11 protein-coding genes are annotated in these 20,166 nt (G+C 60.4%); 6 read left to right on the top strand and 5 right to left on the bottom strand.

Annotation, left to right across the window (positions count from 1 at the left end; all coding sequences use genetic code 11):
- Window positions 1-8: 8 nt before the first annotated feature.
- The 6 genes from secD (at window position 9) to ACQK2L_RS19305 (ending at window position 12,504) form a co-directional block, all read left to right on the top strand.
- Window positions 9-3,263, top strand: coding sequence for a protein translocase subunit SecD (gene secD / locus ACQK2L_RS19330; RefSeq protein ID WP_425398680.1), 3,255 nt, complete (start codon window positions 9-11; stop codon window positions 3,261-3,263).
- Between the two features lie 137 nt (window positions 3,264-3,400).
- Entirely contained in the window at window positions 3,401-4,897 is a 1,497-nt protein-coding gene (locus ACQK2L_RS19325) for a DUF3375 domain-containing protein (protein ID WP_425398679.1), read from the top strand.
- Window positions 4,894-5,493: a DUF4194 domain-containing protein gene (locus tag ACQK2L_RS19320; protein WP_425398678.1), complete on the top strand. Its 600-nt coding sequence runs from the start codon at window positions 4,894-4,896 to the stop codon at window positions 5,491-5,493. The genes ACQK2L_RS19325 and ACQK2L_RS19320 overlap by 4 nt, the downstream gene beginning before the upstream one ends.
- 48 nt (window positions 5,494-5,541) lie before the next feature.
- Window positions 5,542-8,943, top strand: coding sequence for an ATP-binding protein (locus ACQK2L_RS19315; RefSeq protein ID WP_425398677.1), 3,402 nt, complete (start codon window positions 5,542-5,544; stop codon window positions 8,941-8,943).
- 25 nt (window positions 8,944-8,968) lie between these two features.
- The gene (locus ACQK2L_RS19310) at window positions 8,969-10,180 is read left to right on the top strand and encodes a Wadjet anti-phage system protein JetD domain-containing protein (RefSeq protein ID WP_425398676.1); all 1,212 of its coding nucleotides are present in this window, start codon (window positions 8,969-8,971) and stop codon (window positions 10,178-10,180) included.
- Between the two features lie 197 nt (window positions 10,181-10,377).
- Window positions 10,378-12,504, top strand: a complete 2,127-nt coding sequence (locus ACQK2L_RS19305; RefSeq protein WP_425398675.1) for an efflux RND transporter permease subunit — start codon at window positions 10,378-10,380, stop codon at window positions 12,502-12,504.
- 254 nt (window positions 12,505-12,758) lie between these two features.
- Here ACQK2L_RS19305 and ACQK2L_RS19300 read toward each other — a convergent pair whose 3' ends face one another.
- The 5 genes from ACQK2L_RS19300 to ACQK2L_RS19280 all read right to left on the bottom strand — a co-directional run bounded on the left by ACQK2L_RS19300 (window position 12,759) and on the right by ACQK2L_RS19280 (window position 20,163).
- Window positions 12,759-14,492 carry an ATP-binding protein gene (locus ACQK2L_RS19300; protein WP_425398674.1) on the bottom strand — a complete coding sequence of 578 codons (1,734 nt, stop codon included), beginning with the start codon at window positions 14,490-14,492 and terminating at the stop codon, window positions 12,759-12,761.
- Between the two features lie 42 nt (window positions 14,493-14,534).
- Window positions 14,535-16,226, bottom strand: a complete 1,692-nt coding sequence (locus ACQK2L_RS19295; protein ID WP_425398673.1) for an ATP-binding protein — start codon at window positions 16,224-16,226, stop codon at window positions 14,535-14,537.
- The gene (locus tag ACQK2L_RS19290; RefSeq protein WP_425398672.1) at window positions 16,223-16,897 is read right to left on the bottom strand and encodes a YfiR family protein; all 675 of its coding nucleotides are present in this window, start codon (window positions 16,895-16,897) and stop codon (window positions 16,223-16,225) included. The genes ACQK2L_RS19295 and ACQK2L_RS19290 overlap by 4 nt, the downstream gene beginning before the upstream one ends.
- Window positions 16,898-17,300: 403 nt before the next feature.
- Window positions 17,301-18,674: a hypothetical protein gene (locus ACQK2L_RS19285; protein ID WP_425398671.1), complete on the bottom strand. Its 1,374-nt coding sequence runs from the start codon at window positions 18,672-18,674 to the stop codon at window positions 17,301-17,303.
- 49 nt (window positions 18,675-18,723) lie between these two features.
- Entirely contained in the window at window positions 18,724-20,163 is a 1,440-nt protein-coding gene (locus ACQK2L_RS19280; RefSeq protein ID WP_425398670.1) for an aldehyde dehydrogenase family protein, read from the bottom strand.
- Window positions 20,164-20,166 lie beyond the last annotated feature (3 nt).

Raw genomic sequence — 20,166 nt, 5'->3', positions numbered from 1 at the left:
CCGATATTATGAACCAGGTGATCAACCTGCGGTCGTGGACCGCTCTGCTTATCGTCTTCTCCCTGCTTGCCATCGGCGCGACGCTCACGCCGAGCGTTTGCCTGGCGCAGGATGCGGGGTCTGCCACGGCCGAACAGCCGGCGGAAGAAGTTGCCTCCGAAGAAGCAGCTTCGGCCAACGAGACTGCCTCTGCCGACGAGGGAGCGACCGAAGACGTCGTTACCGAAGAGACGACCGAGGAGGTCGTGGTCGACGATGACGCGACCGAAGAAGCCCCCGCCGACGGACCTGCGGAGGAAGGAACGAGCGAAAGCGGCGCCGACTCCGAGACTGCCGACGCAGAGACGAGCGAAGGCATGTCGCCCTTCCTCATGGCGGCCATCATCCTGGCGCTGTTCATCGTTCCAGGGTTCATTGGCGCATCGCTGGCCAAGTCGCTCAACATGCCCGACCACGGCTGGAAGATCGCAACCGTCCTGGGCATCGCCGCGGCCGGCATCCTGGCGGTGGTATCCGCTTCGACCCGCGAGAACGGCTTCAAGCTGGGCCCCGACCTGGGCGGCGGCGTCACGCTGATTTACGACTTGGCCGATCCGAAATTGATCGACGAAGAGGGCAATCCTCAGGATCCCGAAGCCGAATCCGAAGCCGGAACCGGGCGTCGCGATTCATTCAGCATGGACGAGATGCTGGCCGCGTTGAAGGAACGCGTCGACCCCAGTGGCACCAAGGAAGTCACCATCCGCAGCCGCGGTAAGAGTATCGAGATCATCATCCCGAAGGCGGGTCAAGCGGAACTGGAAGATATCAAAAGGAAAATCACGGACCTCGGTCAACTCGAGTTCCGCATCCTGGCCGATCGCACGCGCAATGAGTTCAAGGACGAGATCGAGTTGGCCCTGCGGCTCCCGCCCGGCCAAACGGTGGCCAAGATCAACAACATTCCGGTCGCCAGGTGGGTGGAATACGACATCGACGAATTCGGAAAGTTGGACGAACCGCCCAAGCCCGATGATATTCGAGGCGAGTCGGTCGTTAAGCGAATGGGCGTCCACGCACCGGAAATCCTGGTCCACGTCGACCCCTACAACGTGACCGGCGAGTACCTGGACGGCGCCAGCAAAGACGTCGGCCCCGAGGGCTTTCAGGTTCAGTTCCGGTTCAACACCCAAGGCTCCAATCGCTTCGGCAAGTTGACCGGCAAGTACATTCCGAATCCGCGGCCCTACTTCCTGGGCATCATCCTCGACGAACAGCTTCGCTCCGCCCCGTCGATTCGCAGCCGAATTACGAGCGTCGGCACGATCAGCGGCCGCGGCATGGACGAGGAAGAGGTCGAGCATGTGGTGAGCATTCTCGACGCCGGTAGCCTGCCTGCCGCGCTCAACAAAACACCGGTCAGCGAGACACTCACCGGTCCGGAAATCGGTGAACTCACGATCAAGCAAGGCACCCGGGCGATGATTGTCTCGATGTCGATCGTGCTGGCGTTCATCCTGATCTACTACCGCTTTGCCGGCATCGTCGCCTGCTTGGCGTTGGTACTGAACATTGTGTTGGTGGTGGGGGCCATGGTGCTGTTGAACGCGGCATTCACCCTGCCTGGCTTGGCTGGTCTGGTGCTGACTGTGGGTATGTCGGTCGACGCCAACGTGCTGATTTTCGAGCGCATCCGCGAGGAACTCGCCCGCGGGGCGACACTTCGCATGGCGATCCGCAACGGCTTTGGCCGGGCGACCACCACGATTGTCGACGCCAACGTAACGACGCTGATCACAGGCCTTGTGCTCTACGTGATCGGCACCGACCAGATTAAAGGCTTCGCCATCACGCTCATCCTGGGCATCATCATGAGCATGTACACAGCCATCTTCTGCTCGCGACTGTTGTTCGACATCGCCGAGCGTCGAGGCTGGATCACCAAGCTCACCATGATGCACATCTTCAGCCGCCCCGACTTCCACTTCATGAGCAAGTGGCCTGTCGCGACGCTTATGTCCCTGGTGGTCATTGGCGCAGGTATGTTCGGAGTCGCAGGGCGGAAAAGCAACCTGTTGAACATCGACTTCACCGGCGGCACTTCGGTCACCATGGTGTTGCAGGAAGCGCACGCCATGACACAAGGCGAAGTGAAGGAAGCGTTGGAGGAGCCACTCAAGGGTAAGAACTTGCTGGTTGTCGAGCGGAAACAGGACGGCCCCGAAGGCACGACCTTCAAGGTCGACTGCAGTGTGCTGGACGACGTCGACGAGAAGACCGGCGAGACCATCCCCAACGCCGTAGAGCATGTCGAAGACATCTTGAAGAAGACCTTCGAAGGCAAGCTGGAAACCTACGAGATCAGCGCTACGCCGCTCGAGGCATTCGCCGAGGGCGAAGAGGGCGAGAACCAATTCTCCGGCTTTGAATCGAAACTGCACTTTGGCGAAGAAAGCGAAAAAGAATCGTTGGCGGGCGTGTCGTACGACACCTTGATGAGCGACGTGCGTGACGTGCTAGCCGACATGGATCTCTCGGGCGTTGCGCCCGTGATCACCAATCCGAAGTACACCGAAGGTAGTAGCCGACGGTACGCAGAGTGGACAGTCCGCCTGGCCGGCGTGGATCAATCGCAGGCCCAAGCGGTGATCGACACCATCGTGGACGAGAAGAACGGCGAGCCGATCTTCCCACTGGCCAATAAGATTGGCGGCCGCGTTGCCGGCGACATGCGACTGCAGGCCATCTACGCCATCGGCGTAAGTCTTTTGGGTATCATTGGTTACATCTGGATTCGCTTCCAGAAGATCTCCTACGGTTTGGCTGCCGTGGTGGCCCTGGTGCACGACGTGCTCGTGACGCTGGGCATCATCGCCTTGAGTGCCTACTTGGTGGAGTACGCAGGCGGGATCGCTGGTCCACTGCAGATCGATGCATTCCAGATCAGCCTGCCGATCGTCGCCGCGTTCCTCACCATTATCGGTTACTCGCTGAACGATACGATCGTGGTGTTCGACCGCATCCGCGAGGTGCGGGGCAAGAGCCCCACGCTCACCGCCGAGATGATCAATACCAGCGTGAACCAGACATTGAGCCGCACGTTGCTCACCTCGCTCACCACATTAATCGTGGTGGCAATTTTGTACTTCTTCGGCGGCGACGGCATCCACGCCTTCGCGTTCGCCTTGGTTATTGGCGTGATCGTGGGTACCTACAGCTCGATCTTCATCGCCTCCCCAGTGCTGTTGTGGCTCTCCAACAAGGAGCAAAACTGGTCGGTTTAGCAGCCAGCCAAGTCACCTACACACGGATGCCAGCACCCACTTGCCGCTAGTTCCACATCGAGCCGGTCAAGTGCCTATAATGTAGGACTACCCCGCCCGACGCCCGGGCGGGGACGGACGGTGCTGGAGTGCGAAGCGTGAAGCTGGACCGACTGGTTAGTTTCTTCTCGACGAATCCCGCGGCAAGACTGCTGCGTTCGCCGCACGCTGCGCCGATCGCTTACTTTCTGCATCGCGAGTTCAAAGAGCGCGACGAGATCACCATCGGCCACGCCGAACTGGTGCAGCGGCTCGCCGAGTTCCTTGACGAACTTCATGCTAGCGAGCCAGAGTGTCTCGCCGACCGCGCGGAAAATTATCTGAACGATTGGACATCGGCGGGTGTCCGCTGGCTGCGACGCTATCACGACGCCGAACACGCCGAACCGGTCTATGAACTGACGCCGCACACCGAAGAGGTGCTGAAGTTCCTCAGCCACTTGCTCGAGCGGGGCGTGGGCTTTGTGGGCACCGAGTCGCGGCTCAAACGAATCATCGACGCCCTCTCCGACATCGTGGTCCGCAGCTCCGACGACCCCGAGCAGCGGCTCGCGCACCTTCGCGCCGAGCGGCGAAGGCTGGACGAAGAGATCGCTGCCATCGAGTCGGGCACCGGCGTCGAAACCTACTCGGCCACCGCCATTCGCGAGCGATTCGCCGACGCAGTCGCCGACCTCACCTCGCTGCAGGGCGACTTTCGGGCGGTGGAGGAGTCGTTCAAGGCGATCACCCGCGAGGTGCAGCAGCGGCAGAACGATCCGGGCGCCGCCCGCGGCGAAATCCTGGGCCAAGCCCTGGCGGCCGAGGACCGCCTGAAATTCGCCGACCAGGGGGTGAGCTTCAACGAATTCGTGCGACTGATTCTCTCGCCAGCCAAACAGGAACAACTCGAATCGGTCGTTGCCGAGTTGCAAAAGATCGACGCCCTGGCCGAGCAAACCGGCGGCATGCAGCGCGTGCGGGGCATGATCTCGCACCTGGCGGACGAAGCCGAAAAGGTGCTCCGCACTACCCGTCGTTTGAGCGCCACGTTGCGTCGATTGCTCGACGTGCGGAGCAACACCTCGAGGCAGCGAGTCGCCGAGGTACTCTCGCAGATCAAAACCACGGCTCGCAACTTGGCCACCAACCCGCCGGGCGACGAAGTCGGCCTGCGGCTGGCGACGCAACTGCAGTTGACCAATCCCATGGAGCGAACATTCTGGACCGCGCCCACCGAGTTCGATGTCCGCGAACTGTTGCAGCACGAACCGGATGAGCTCGACCGCTTCGCCGCGTTCCGCCACTTCGTGGCGCTAGAGCGTTTGGACTGGAAACGCATGCACCAGAACGTGGAGAGCGCGGTGGAACAGTCGGGGCACGAGGTGACTCTGCCGGAACTGCTCGAAGCCTACCCCGTGACGACCGGCGCAATCGAACTCTTGGGTTACCTGCAACTCGCACACGACGAGGGACATGAGGTAACCACCGACAAGACCCATGTGGTGCACATACAAACGGTGACCGGCGAACTGGCAACCTACGAAGTCCCCCGCGTGGTGTTTCTCGCCCGCGGTCTGCGGAAAGCAAACGTGGCGGCAGGAGCAATCCAATGAGTTTCGAAACCACCGAAGTAAGTGACCTGCCCGAGTTCGACGAACTCGGCGTACCCGCCGTGCGACTGCTGCAAGGCGTGCTGTACGCCGACGACATCCTGGCGTGGGACACATTGCTGGCGCGCGAGTCGGACCTGGTGACCTACTTCGCCAAGATCGGGCTGATGCTCGTCGTCGACCGCAACGAAGGCATGGCGTACCTCAAGCAGGTCGACGAGGACCATCGCAGCGGCGGCTACGAGCGTCTGCCGCGATTGTTCCGCCGTACGTCGTTGGGTTACGCGGCCACGCTACTGTGCGTGCTGCTGCGAGACGAGTACCGCCGATTCGAGGACGAAGACCTCGACAACGAGCGGTGCATCGTCGACGTGAACGCACTGCTGGAGGACTGGAAGCAGTTCTTTCCCAGCGAGCAGGACGAAGTGCGGCTCCGCAAGCAATTGCTTGCGGGTTTGAGTTCGCTGGAGAAGCTGAAGTTCGTCCGCAAATTCGGCGGCGCCAGCGACACCTGGGAAGTTTGCCGACTGCTCAAAGCCCGCCTGCCGCTGGAAGAACTCGAATCCCTCCGCGACCGTCTGCTTGCCGCCGCCGAGTAGATAATTTCGCTCGCAGATCCCTGACCTCCGACCCCTGAATTCACCCATATGGATTACTTGTTCGACATTCGCCCCGAACGCCCCGGCTACCGGCTGCAAAAGCTGGAGCTACTGAATTGGGGAACCTTCGACAGCTCGGACGGGCACGTTTACCGCTTCGAGCCCAAGGGCCGTACGTCGCTGCTGGTGGGCCACAATGGCTCGGGCAAGTCGACGCTGGTCGACGCGATCCTGACGCTGTTGGTCGAGCCTCGCACGCGAAACTACAACGTCGCGGCCGGCGCGCGCAAGACTGAGCGCACCGAGAAGAGCTACATCCGCGGCGCCTACGCCCGCACCAGCGACGATTCGAACATGGCGGTCGTGAAGTACCTCCGCCCGCAAGCGTCGCAGCTCAGTGCAATTGCCGCGGTGTTCGGCGACGAGCAACTCGGCAAGTCGTTCACGCTGTGCCAGGTGTTGCACCTGGCAAGTGATGGGTCGACCGAGAAGCTCTTTGCCATCGCAGATGAGCCGCGAGCGCTGGAGGAAGACTTGGCCGGTGTGCGACAAGCGGACGAACTGGCCGAGCACCTGCATCGTTTGGGGTACGAGACCACGAAGAAGTTCGTGAAGTACCGCAGTTGGCTCACTCGCCGTACGGGCATGCTGCCCAAGGCGATGGACATGTTCAACCAGACCGTAGCGGTCAAAGACATCCAAAGCCTCGACCGCTTCATTCGCGACCACATGCTCGAGCGGCACAATTGGCAAGAGACCGTCTCGAAGCTGCTCGCTCACTTCCACGACCTGAGCGTCGCCCACCAGGAACTCGTCCGCACTCGCAAGGCGGAGGAACTTCTCGGGCCAGTCGAATCGCTCGGGCTGCGGTTCCGCGACGAAGAAGCTGAGCTGTCGGCTCGCGAACGGCAACTGGCGGCCGCCGCCACGTTTTTCCATCAGCAAACCGTCGACCTGCTGGTTCCGGCGCTGGTGCGTCAGCGTGACGAAGTCCACCAAACCGAGCAAGCGATCGCCGAGATCAAACTCCGCGAGTCCCAAGCCCGCGAGCAAATCCGGCAGCTTCGCAACGAGATCGACCAGGCGGGTGGCGAGCGGCTCAAGGCGATTCCGCAGCTGATGGCTGTCGAGCGAGCACACCTTGCCGCGAAACAATCGGCATCCGAGCGTTACCACGAGCTACTTCGCACCGCTGGCATCGATTGCACCATCGACGGCGAGAAATTGCTTGCCAAGGTGCAACTAGAGCTACAAGAACGCGCAACCACTACGACGAAGCGGCAACAAGAACTCGAAACGAAGTACGAAGAGCTGGTCATCCAGCGGGGCGAGTACGTGCGGGCCGCGAGAGAGGACGAACAAGAGTTGGCGGCGCTTGGCAACCGGTCGAGCAACTTGCCATCCGCCTTAGTGGCGATGCGGCAGGAGATGTGCGCCGACTTGGGGCTCAAAACACAAGAGCTACCGTTCGCCGCCGAGCTGATCACGGTCGCGGCCGATGAGCGTCGCTGGGAAGCATCGGCGGAGCTCGTGTTGCGATCATTCGCCCAGAGCATGCTGGTACCCGAGCCATACTACGCGCGTGTGCGGGCGTACATCGATCGCACGAAGCTCGTCGACCCACGCGGCCGCGGGCAGCGGCTCGACTACCTGCTGGTGGGCCGCAGCGCCGAGCAGACTGGCGATCGGCTGCACCCCCAGTCGCTCGTGCGCAAGCTGCAGTTCCGCAACCGCCACCCGCTCGCACCTTGGGTGCGGGAGGAATTGGCGCGGCGATTCGACTACCGCTGTTGCGACTCGGTCGAGGAGTTCGAATCGGCCACCGGCCGGGCGATGACCGAGAACCGTCACATCAAGTACTCCCGCGAGCGGCACACCAAGGACGATCGCCCCCGCGCGGTGGATCGCCGCCATTACGTTTTGGGCTGGGACAACCGCGAGAAAAAGCGGCTGCTTATCGAGCGGCTGGAACAACTGAAGGGCGAGATCGCCACACTCGACGTGGCCACTACCGCGCGGGCGACGGAACTGGCCGACGCGCGCGCCACGTTGGCCGCCGCCGAAGAAGCTTCGAAGCTGAAGCGGTTCGACGAAGTCGACGTGGGGCGACACGAGCGGGAGCTCGCTTCGCTGGATCGGGAGAAGCAAGAACTCGAATCGTCGAACACCGCGGTCAAGGCGCTCAAGCACCGTTTGCAACAGGAAGAGCAAACGGTCGAGAGTCTGGACAACCAGCGCACCTCGCTGAACCGCAAGTTGGCGTTGATGCAAGATTTGGTGTCGCAGCGCGAAACGGAAATCGCACGCGCCGAAAAGCAGCTTGCCCAATCGCACAACAGCGGCGATTTCGAACAGCACGCCGAGAGCTTCCCAGCGATTGTCGCGTCGCTCTCCGAACCGCTCTCGCCAGAAAACCTCTCCACGACCAAGAGCACATGGACCGCGGAGCTGCGCGATGAGATCGAGCGTCGCCGCGGACCTTTCATTCGGCTGGGCGACCGATTGGTCGAAGAAATGAATCGCTTCCTGCGGGTTTTTGCCGAGCAGCAGGCCGATCTATCGGCGTCGCGTGAATCGCTCGGTGCGTTTCTGGCGCTGCTCGCGCAGATTCGCGAAGAAGACCTGCCGCGGCACGAACAGAAGTTCAAAGACCGCTTGAACGACAAGGTGACGCAAGAGATCGCCCTGTTCCACAACGCTTTGAACGAAGAGCGGCGGCGGATCGAAACCAAGGTGGCGCAACTCAACCGCTCGCTCGCCGCCCTCAGCTACCGTCCTGGCACGTTCATGAAGCTCGAACCACGCGAGGTGTCCGACCGCGAAATCAGCGACTTCCGCCGCGCGCTGCGGGAGTGCCTGGACGACGCCTACGAAGGCTCGAGCGAAGCGAACGAAGCGAGGTTCCTGCGGATTGAGAAACTCGTCGCGCGGCTGGCCGACACCGAGAAGACCCGCTGGCGCGACAAGGTGATCGACGTGCGAAACTGGTTTACCTTCGCCGCTCGTGAACTCGATCGCGAGTCGGGCGAGACGCGCAGCTTCCACGAAGGCAGCACCGGGCAGTCGGGTGGCGAAAAGGCCAAACTGGCGTTCACCATCCTGGTAGCCGCAATCGCCTACCAGTACGACCTCGACCCCGAGTCGCCGCAGTCGGGCCGGTTCCAGTTTGTCGTCGTCGACGAGATGTTTTCCAAGATCGACGACCAGAACGCCGAATACGCGCTGAAGCTGTTCGAGCGATTCGGGCTGCAACTGTTGATCGTGGCGCCGCTCGACGCCAAGGCTCGGGTGACCGAACCGTATGTGAACAGTTACTTGCAAGTGGTGAAAGACGAATCGACGGGCCGCTCGCAATTGTTCAGCATGACCGCCCGCGAGTACGAAGAAGTCGTCGCTCAGTTTTCTGGCGGACCGAGCGAAGCGGCGGCGCCGCGAATGACGCCGAAGTAGCCAACGGAGTGGGCAGGGGTACCGCATGATCACGCCGGCCGAGATCAAGAAACGGGCCAGGACCTGCTACGACAACTATGTGAGCGGGTGGCTCGCCGGCGAGGAAGATCCGTTTCCGATCCGCGTCCGAGCAAATCTCCAGCTCCGCGACAAGAACATTGCCGCCGACATTCGCGACATCGAGGCCCTGCGCAGAAAATCGAAGGCCAAAACGAGCTGGGGCTACCGCGTGGAGGAGCAACAGGTCGACTCCCCCATCCACGGCAGTAACATCCGCCCCGTCGGAATCTGGATTGACACGCTCGAAGACTTGCTGCGGATGACCGGCAAGCTCAATGAGTTTCAGCGAATGAAAAAGATGGTCGAGAAGCTCCGCCGCGAGCTTCCGGAGTTGGAACCGTGGATCCAGTCGTCGCACCGCCAGTTGCCCGAGGAGTGGTGGACACTGAATGGGGCGATCCAGGTGGCAAAGTTCCTCATTGCCAATCCCCGCCCCGACTGTTATCCGCAACAGTTGCCTGTGGAGGTCGATACCAAGTTCATATCGCGCCATGAAACATTGCTCCGCGGGTGGCTCGACCTGTTGCTGCCGGCGTCGGCGATCGACGTCAATGAACCACGATTCGCTCCCCGCTACGGCCTTCGCGATGCGCTTCAGCCACGCGAAGTAGTATTCCTGGATCCGACTCTACAGAGCGAGACCGGTTTGCCCTTTGACGAGTTCGCCGCGACCGTGCGGTCGCTGGCCGAGTTGCAGTTGAAAAACGCAGTCGTGGTGATCGTCGAGAACAAGGCGCCGCTCACGTGTGTGCCACCGCTGCCGCGTGGCTTGGTGATCGCAGGGCAGGGCACTAGCGTCCACATGCTCAAGGACCTGCCGTGGCTGGCGGACAACCGAGTCCTGTATTGGGGCGACATCGACGCTGCGGGGTTCGAGATTCTATCCGACTTCCGCAAGCGAGTACCGCATGCCGAATCGATTCTGATGGACGCTACCACTTACGAAACCCATCGGAAGTACGTGCAGAAGTGCAAGAGTCCCCCAGAGCGTGCTTTGCCTCACCTCAACGAGGAAGAGTGGCAAATGTACTGCCACTGCGCGGAGAAACAAATGCGTTTGGAACAAGAGAAGCTTGCCCAAAAGTACGTCTGCGACGCATTTCTCCGCGCTGCTACTCCGACAGAATCCGACGCGGAAAGCCCGGATGTTGAAACCGACCTGCCCAATGCGGGGTAAACAGGGCAGATGGGGAGAGATGCTCGGCTGGATTGGGCCGGTGTAATCGAGTATGGTGGGCGCGCCGATGCGATGCGATCGGGTGGATTGCCGCCGAACAGTAAGAAGACGAATGGGAGAGCATAGACTTGGACGTCGCCGGGACAATCGCGCGCTGGCATCGGGAAATACTACTGGTGGGGGGAACCCTGGCAGTGGTGAGCCTAATTTCGCTGTGGAAACCGGGACTCTCCGATGATTACTCGCTACGCACACTGGCTGGCAGTAGCACCGAGCAGTTCGACACGCTGGAGAACTTCATCGACGAGTTCGCTGGTGTGGAGTTAGCCATCATTGTGGTTCGCTCGGACGACGTGATGTCGAGCGAGTCGCAGCAATGTTTGAGCCAGATGGTCGAACAGGTGACTGCGCTGCCAGCCGTGGATAGTGCGGCCTGTATCGCGCAAGCGCCGGGGTGGATCCGCCGGATCATTGTCGGCAGTTCCGTGGTCGAAGGCCTGCTGGTGAGCAAAGATCGTCAAGCCGCCAGCATCATCCTGCAAATGCGCGACGATCAGGAGGTGCTCGGCACACCTCGCGGGCAAACGGTCGCGGACCTCAAACGCATTGTGGAGGAGGCTCGCGACTCGCACGACGGCTACCAGGTGGCGCTTACCGGGCCGTATGTTCTGAGCTACGAGATGACCCACCTGGTGTGGGACGACCTGGTGACATTTGGCCTGTTAGGCGCAGCCGCTGCGCTGGCGGTACTGGTGCTTTCGCTGGGCTCGCTGAAGTTGGCCAGCTATCCGTTACTGGTCGGCGCGGCAAGTGTCGCCCTGGCGCTCGGTGCTTCGGTGCTGTTCGGCGTGAACACGGCGCTAAATTTGCCGATGCTGGTGTTGCTGACAGCCGTGCTGACCATCGCCAACTGTGTCCATCTGGCTGTGGGGCACGACGAGACCCGTGGCAACGCGGTCGCCACCCTGCGACGACTCTTCCGCCCTTGCTGTGGAGTGGTCGCCACGACGATCGTGGGATTCGTGGCGATTGGCATCTCGCCGCTCGAGCCAGTGCGATCGTTCGCGCTATTGATGGCGCTCGGACTGTCGATGGGGCTCGTGTTGAGCCTGGCGGGAGGTTGCATCTCGCTAAGGCACCACGCCACCCGCCCGATGTTGTTCCGCCCCATATCAAAACTGCTGCGGGCGACCTTGATCTCTGCACGCAGCAGTCCGAGCTTCGTCACAACCTTGTTCGCCGTGCTGGGGCTCGCAGGCGTAGCGCTTACGTCGCAGTTGGAATTCAACCTCCGCTTCCTGGATAACTTCCGTCCTAACGACGAAGTTCGCACCAACTACGAGTTCGTGCAGGAAACTCTCACGCCGATGCAATCGATTGAGTTGCTGATCGACCGCACCGATGGCGCGCCCACACTCACACCTGAATCGCTGGCGGCCGTTGCCACGCTGGCCGAGGAGTACCAAGGGCAGGGGCCCATCACCAGGGCGGTGTCGGTGGTCGACTTCCTGACGTTTGGAGGAATCAAGCTGCCCGAGTCGCAAGCGGCACTCGATCGGCGGATGACGTTCCTGGAGAAGTCGATGTCGGCCGTGCTGGGTGAAAACCCGCTTGCCAGCTTTGTGAATGAAGAAACGGGCACCGTGCGGGTGGGCTTCTTCGCCTACGAAGGCCCCGGCGCCACCGCGAAGATCGAACTAGGCGACGAAATCAAGCAGCGAGCCGAGGAACTTTTGGGCGACGGGTATCGAGTGCGCGTAACCGGCCTCTACTACTTCTACGCCCATGTCGCTCGCGATCTGCTCCGCGATCAGGCGATCTCGCTGGCGCTGAGCGTGCTAGGCGTATTCTTCACGATGGCCGCCGTGCTGCGAAGTTGGCGGATGGCCTTGTTGGGCATGGCGCCGCCGTTGTTTGCAGGCGCTTCGTGCGTCGGCCTGATGGTCCTGTTGCATGTGCCATTCAACACGGTGACCTCCATGATGCTGGCCGTGGCGCTGGGCATTGCTGTAGACGACACGATTCACTACCTATGGCGGTACCGCGTGTGCCGGCGACGTGGATTTGGGATTCGACGCGCGCTTGCAGTGACGCAACTTTCCGTGGGACGCGCCTGCACGCTAACCAGCGTGGTGATCGCGGCGGGCTTCGCCGTGATGGGCTTCTCGCGATTCCTGCCGATCGCCTACTTTGGCTGCGTGATTAGCGTGGTGATGGTCATCGCTTTGGCCGCCAACTTGTTACTATTGCCCGCACTGCTACTGGTGGTAGACGGTTGGCTGACACGAAGGCGTGCTGCGAGCGTGATTAGTACTCCCACGTGAGCGTGGTGAAGAGTTCCTCTTCGACAAGCGTTCCGGTAGTGGTCGTCAGCCCCGTGAACTCGCGGTGCGCTGGATCGTACAGGTTGCGACCGACCAATTCCGTTCGCCCAGCGGCAAGAAGAGTCCTACCTTGCCGGAGTCCTACAACTGAATCAACAGCGCTCGGGTAGCCGATTGCTGCGGTAGGCAATGAATCGGATTTCCGAAGACTTTCAAACGCGACGGATCTCATCGCCACAAGATGAAGGAAGGGACTAGACGCACAACCCCTTCTCGTCCTCCTGGCACACAATCGGGTCGTCGTCGCCAATCGGCAACCGCACGGTGAACTTCGTACCTGCTCCGGGGGAACTCTCGACGTCGATGGTTCCGCCATGGTGTTGCACCACTGCGTTGTAGGCGATGGAAAGTCCTTGCCCTGTACCGTGGCCCACCTCCTTGGTGGTGAAGAACGGATCGAATATGCGGTGATGCAATTCCTCAGGAATTCCACACCCCGAGTCTTCTACTTCAATCACTGCATACTCCGAGTCGCTTCGCGTCCGGACGGTAATCGTTCCCTTCCCAGCAGCCTTCGAACGGCACTCCTCCACCGCGTCGACAGCGTTGACGATCAGGTTCACCAGCACTTGATTGATGTCGTGCTGCACACAAGTGACTCTTGGCAAGTGACTATCGAACTGGGTTTCGACGGTGGCCACATCCTTCCAATGGTTCCTGGTGATCGTGACCGTGCTCTCAACGGCATGATTGATGTCGACGGGAGTCTTCTCCCCGTGTCCAGGATGGGCAAACTCCTTCATCGCCCGGACGATACTAACTACCCGCTGCACACCTTCCAGGCTCTCCTCGATCGCCTGCGGGAGTTCGGAACGCACCATGTCGAATTGCTGCCCCTTCAGCACCTCGTTGACTTCCTGCCAGCGGTCTTCCCACGGCCTATTCGGTCGGGTCACATCCAGGTTCCGTTCGAATGCCGCGAACACTCGAGCGATCTTGTCGGCGCAGGTTTGCAGGAACTCCATGTTTTGGTAAATGAACTGCATCGGCGTGTTAATCTCGTGCGCCACTCCGGCGGCCAATTGCCCCACCGACTCCAACTTCTGGGCTCTCGAAAGCGTCTCCTGCAATTGCTTGTACTCGCTCAGATCCCTGGCGATCAGGGTGAAACGCTTGCCATCGTGCGTATCGTAGGTGCTGACACTTAACAGCAGTGGAACGCTGCCGCCCGACTTCTGCAGTCCCTCCACCTCGCGTGCCGGCGAGTGCTTGCCGTTTTCCTTCACCAGGAAATAGTCGGCGCATTCCTCCCACGAAGTGGCAGGGGGGTCTTTCAATAGGCTGCAGAAAGGAGTGCTCAGCAATTCCTCTTCGCTGTAGCCGAACAGCTCGCATGCCGCTCGGTTGCACGACTCAATGGAGCTCGTAGCGTCCAAAGCGATGATGCCATCGGCCGCTGTTTCGACAATCGAGTCCATGCGATTTTCCGCCTGGCGCTCCAACTCCCACTTGTGAGTGAGGGAGATGGCGAGCTGGCAGACTTCGACATTGTCGAAAGGCTTCTTGAGAATCAGCAGTCGGTCGCGGTGCTCGACGCGATCGATTATCTCCGACCACGAATAGTCCGAGAAGGCGGTACAAATCACGATCTGCAGGTTAGAATCCACCTTCCACAAGTGCTCGATCGTTTGCAGTCCGTCCCACCCCGGCGGCATCCGCATATCGACGAAGGCCATGGCGAACGGCTGGCCGTCGGCGTTGGCTTGCTTGACCATTTCGAGTGCTTCTTGCCCTTGATAGGCCGAGTGCAACTTGAACTGGGGTACGTTGCTCGACTCCTGGTCTTCTCCCAACACCAGGGCGCTGAGTTCGTCCAAGTCGCCATCAACAGGTTGTGCCTCGAGTATCTTTCGATAGTCTTCGTGAATCGCGGGATTGTCGTCTACAATCAGGATGCGATCATTCGTGCAGCTGTTTGATCGATTCATGATGGTCCTGTGACTAGTGTTAAGTTGATGTCACTCTGAGTTCTAACGGTTTGCTTTTTGCACCGAGGCGAAGGGTAATCGCAACGTGAAGGTAGCGCCTTTCAAATGCCCATCGCTGTGGACCATGAGCTCGCCATCCATTTCCGATGCCGCGTTCGCGCAGCTATGCAACCCGAAGCCGTGTCCGGTTGATTTGGTCGAAAAGCCGTGCGAGAACACCCGCGTCAGGTTGTGCGGCTCGATTCCGACACCGGTATCCTGCACCTCGATGTACAAGTCGTCGCCTTCCTGTCGGGTACAGACCGACAGCACTCGCTCGCACTCATGTTGTTCGGAAAGCGCCTCCTTGGCGTTCTTGATTAGGTTGATGACGATTTGCAGGATCCGCTGCTTGTCAACCAGCACCGGCGGCAGATCGGCGAGGTCGCGGTCCACGCGAATCCGATGCCGGACGAAGGCAGCCGAGTTGAGCTTGAGGGCATCCTCCAACAGTTCGTTGACGTTCATCGGCTCCACCAACCCACCGGTGGTCGCGTACGATTGCTGCGTGGAGATGATCGCCTTGATGTGTTCGATATTCGACGTCAGCGAGTACGCTTCCTTCATCAGGGAGTCGTCCTCGGCGTTGAGCGTCTCGGCGAGCTTCTGCAAGAACTTCGGTATCTGCTGTCCCCTTGGATCGTTGGTCACGAAGGCGCCAAGTTCACTCTCATGCTCCAGCAGTAGACTTGCGAGCTTGGTAAGTTGCTGCCGTTTGGACGCTTTGAGGCTCGAGTAGATGGTCGAGGCCGATACGTTGACGCTGTTTAAGACGTTACCCACATTGTGCAGCACTCCCGACGCAATCTCAGCCATACCAGCATGGCGAGCGGCTTCGACGAAGTCGCGGTGCACGCGCGCGAGTTCCTGCTCGGCGCGTCGTCGCTCGGCCACTTCGTTGCTGAGATCGAAGTTGGCGTCGGACAACTGGCGGGTCCGCCGTTCGACGCGAGCTTCCAGTTCGTCGCGTGCTTGCTCCAGCTGTTGCTCGCGCGACTCCACTTGTTCGAGCATGTTGTTGAACTGGTCGTACAGCACACCCAGTTCATCTTCGCTGGTCTTTGCCACGCGTATGGAATAGTCTTCCGCCGCCGAGATTCGCTCGGCAGTGCCCGCCAATTCCAGAATCGGCCCCGAGATCGTTCGCTGCAGGCGGGAGGAGACCAACTGCGTCGTGGCGAAGCACACAAGCATCACCACCGCAACGATGGTTGCGTAGTCGATCAACTGCTCTTTCACCAGGTCAAGGTTCGCCGCAATGTAGATCGTTCCGATCACCTCGCCGTCCGACTCGATGGAGTTCGCCACGAAGGCAAACCCGTGTTCGACTTCCGACTGGCCAGGCTCGGGAGGTGCCGTGAGTTCTGGGTGACGCGTCCCGTCGACTACGTACGACGCAAACGTCTCGCCCTCGCTATCAAACAAGTAGGCCGCTTCGACCGATGGTTGTTTCCGCAACGAGTCGAGCACCTGGCTGGCGGAGTCGGCATCGTCGAACACCAACGCCGCGCTGGTGTTCGCCCCCAGCACATCGGCCAGGGCAACCAACTGACGAAGCATGGCGGTCTGCTCGAAGTGCCATTGCTTGTACAGCAGCGCGGTCGAGGCCATCATCAGCGCCACGGCAACCATCGCCTGCACCAGGAGCGTTAGCTTACGCCGGATTGGAACCTTGCTGAACCAATTGGAAGTCATTGCTTCTCCTCCGATTGGGATGAGGCGTTGTCCGATCGCGGAGGAGCATCGATGATCTTGGCCAACGCCAGCAGCTTGGAGCTGACCTTCAACTCGCTGTTGTTGGCGAGTTTGGAATGGAATGCGAAGCGAACCTTGTTGTTCTCAATGAAGAACTGAATGTGGCCGCCTTGTGCGATGAAATCATCCGACTCTCCAACCATCAACACCGTGGATTTGCCGTCCTGGTGAATGGCAGAGAGTTGGTCGCCGGAGACGCTCTGGGGAACGAACAGCATGTGGCACTCGCTGGCTTCGGCTGGTGTGTTCAGCACGACGAGCCGAATGGAACGCCCACCCACCTTCTTGGTGGCCGCAATCTTCTTCAGAGTGGGCTCGAGAGCATTGGACTGGTACAGGCCAATCACGAACTCCTGTCCTCCCGATTCGAAAGCACTTTCCGGCCAATCGATGTAGTTGGAGAACTGATAGAGAAATGCCGCCTTGATGGCGTATTCGCGATCGATGACCGCGGCGGTTTGCGAGAGTGCTGCGCCGGCCAGCCAACTGCCGCCAACCAGCACTAGCAGAAGCGTCGCCGCCAGACAGCGCGGCCCGCCGGATAGACCGTAGGTCGCACCACCAGAAGGTAGTCCGCCCGCTCGTCTAATTGCCCACGCTGCCCTAAGCATTTTCGCTATGATTCACATCGCTCCAGGAGTCGCCAAGAGAAATCCTGGTACCTGAACTCCCGGATGGGAGTGGAGTGAAATCCGATGAACGGGCGCTGCTGCCGAACATGGAAACTCTGCCCCATCTATCCCGTCGCTCTACGGATTCAACCCTATGCAGGGTGAGTCGCTACCGATCTCCAACCAGAAATTTCGGCTGTTGACGTTTGGCGACACCCACACGTATGTAGCTCTTCCAGACCAACGTGCAGTCCGGAATTCGTGAAGCCACTGCGTTCTGAAGAGATTCAATGCCTGGCGGGCTGCGCAACCGAATGGCCACCTAACTGGTGGCAGCGGGCAGCCGAAGCGTGTCGATATGATCGCTACAATCGGTTGCGAAATGCGCCGAATTCACGGCGTGCTATTCGCCCGTAAACTCGTTCAAATCCAGGCGATAGAGCACCTGATTGTAGTCGTGCCGACCGGTGGGGCGGGCGTTGTTGGCAAACGTGGCGGTGTAGGTCGCTTCGAACAGCAAAATGGGCGATCCTTCCTCGGCCCATTCGTGGTGCAGCCGCGGGTTATAGAATGTGTAGTTGTTGTGGGTCACCACTTTCTGCGCCGCGCGCCAAGGTCCAGTGGGCTGATCGGCCTCGGCGTACCAAATTTCTCCCAGCGGCGACGACTCGCCCCCCATTTGCGTGAACACGGACACCCATTTGTCGCGGTACGCATTGTAGGCAATCGAACCGCGGTGGTGCTTGATGCTCGCCGAACCATCGGCCGTTTCAATGTGCTCTTGCGGTTTCAAAAACTGCCACTGCTGTGGATCGCGCCAAGCTTCGTAACTGTCGTGGCACTTCATGGTGGGGAATGGATCGCCGAAAAGCATCCAACGCTTCCCGGCTTCATCGGTCCAACGTGTAACGTGACCCATCGGTGCGTCGGGCACTTGCTCTTGATTGGAGGTCCGCGACCATAGCGTTTCCACGTGGTCGAACTGCTTGGTCTCTTCGTTCCACTCGCAAAGGCCTTGCTCATAGGTGGTAAGTGGGGCGCGAATCTTGTCGTACGTGGCCACCAGGTGTGCGACGCCCTGCTTGTCTTTCACGCTCGTATACCCGCTGAGCCAGGTAGGACCATCACCCGGCATGTCGGCCACGGATCGAGGGCGACCTTCGTCGTCCTTGAAGTAGTCGTACTTAAGCTCGATCGGCGGCTCAAAGCGGCTAAGTGGCGTGAGCTCCGTGGTCGCGCTGAGCATGTCGAACAACCCGAGCGGATAGCGAGCAATACTGGTATCGCCCCAGCCCCAGTAGGCTCGACCGTTGTGTTCGGTGTACTGCACACTATCGCAGCCGACGATACCTTGTTCGCGCCACTGGCTGAACTCGCCAAAACGCTGCGCTTCGCCGAACAGCCCAGCACCCGATACACGCCCCAACCGCTTGCCTGGAAGTTCTCTCGTAACTTCAATGGTGAGCGTTGCCCCTTCGCTGGGAGTGACTCGCACACCACGCATGCCGAAGCCGTCGGCCGGCACCGAGTAGCCGTGGCCCTCGACAAACAGCCAGGTTTCGGTGTCCATCAATTCGGGCAGGTCGAAGGCGACCACCCCGGCGTTGTCGCTGGCGAAACGCACGTTGTGTGTAGTCCGCAATTCCACCAATGGCACCGGCCAGCCGGTGTCTTTGTCGACAATGTTGATGCGGCAGGGCTCAAAAGCGCTGGCGACCGAGGTGGCGAGCGAGAGAAACACGATGCCGGTTTGTAGAACTGCCGTGTCTGTTTTCATCGCGAAATTCCCAAAGGGTGTTGGTAAAGATCGAAGGCCCGGCACCATTCTACCCTCCCGGCGGCATCCGCATCACCAGCAGGCGGGGTTCGGACATGTGCTCGATGGCGTAGCGGACACCTTCGCGACCGAGGCCGCTGTCCTTCACGCCGCCGTACGGCATGTTGTCGACACGCCAGGATGGGACGTCGCCAATCACCACGCCGCCCACCTCCAGTGTATCCCAAGCCTGCTGCACTTTCACCCAATCGCGAGTGAAGATGCCCGCCTGCAAGCCGAACTGGCTATCATTCACTTGCGCGAGGGCGTCGTCGAACGCACGAAACCGACTCAACACGGCCACTGGTCCGAATGCCTCCTCTGCACAGAGGTCGAGTTGCGACGGGACGTCCTCCAGCAGCGTGGCTTCGAGCATCGCGCCGTCACGTTTGCCGCCGCAAAGCAGCTTGCCACCCGCATCTACGCCCGTCTGGATCCATGCTTCGAGTCGCTCGGCTTCGGACGCGGAAATCATCGGGCCGATGAATGTCTCTGGATCTTTGGGGTCGCCCATCTTCAAAGCGCGCGTGGCGGCGACCAGCTTTTCCTTGAACGCTTCGTACACCGATTGATGGATGATGATTCGCTGAACGCCGATGCAGCTCTGACCCGACTGGTAGAACGCACCGACGATGATGCGACTGACCGCGTCGTCCAGGTCGGCATCCTCGTCGACTACCACCGCGGCGTTGCCACCCAGTTCAAGAACGACGCGTTTCTTGCCCGCCTTACTCTTGAGCTTCCAGCCAACGTCTTGCGATCCGGTGAAGGAAAGCAGCTTGAGTCGCTCGTCGGTGGTGAACAGATCAGCGCCCTCGCGGTGGCAAGGCAGGATCGAGAACGCCCCTTCGGGTAGGTCGGTCTCCGCGAGCACTTCACCGATCACCAGCGCGCCGATCGGCGTGAGGCTGGCGGGCTTCAGCACGAAGGGACACCCTGCGGCGATGGCGGGCGCCACTTTGTGAGCGGCCAGGTTTAGCGGAAAGTTGAACGGCGAGATGAACGAGCAGGGACCAATGGGCACCGGCTTGACCATGCCGCGGTAGCCTTTGGCGCGGGGCGAGATCTCGAGGTTGAGCACCTCGCCTGTGATGCGAACCGACTCTTCGGCGGCGATGCGAAACGTGTCGATCAGCCGCGTGACCTCGCCCCGGGCGTCCTTGATTGGCTTGCCGGCCTCAATGCATAGCGACATCGCGAGCTCGTCAAACCGCTCCTGGAACCGCGCAACGCAATGATTGAGCACCTGCTGCCGCTCGAACGGTGCAAACTCGCGCATCGCCGGCGCGGCCTCGGTGGCCGCTGCAATCGCCCGATCGATATCCGCCGGCGAAGCCATGGCCACGGCCGTGACCACCTCTCCGGTGTACTTGTCGGTCACCTCGAGGTCGGCGTTGGGCGACTCAGGCTGATTGGCCAGGTAAAACGGGTAGGTACTTTTGAGTTGCATTGC

Source organism: Aeoliella sp. (genome assembly GCF_965227375.1).
In the GTDB taxonomy this organism is placed as follows: Bacteria; Planctomycetota; Planctomycetia; order Pirellulales; family Lacipirellulaceae; genus Aeoliella.
This window is presented reverse-complemented; position numbering and strand designations above follow the sequence as displayed.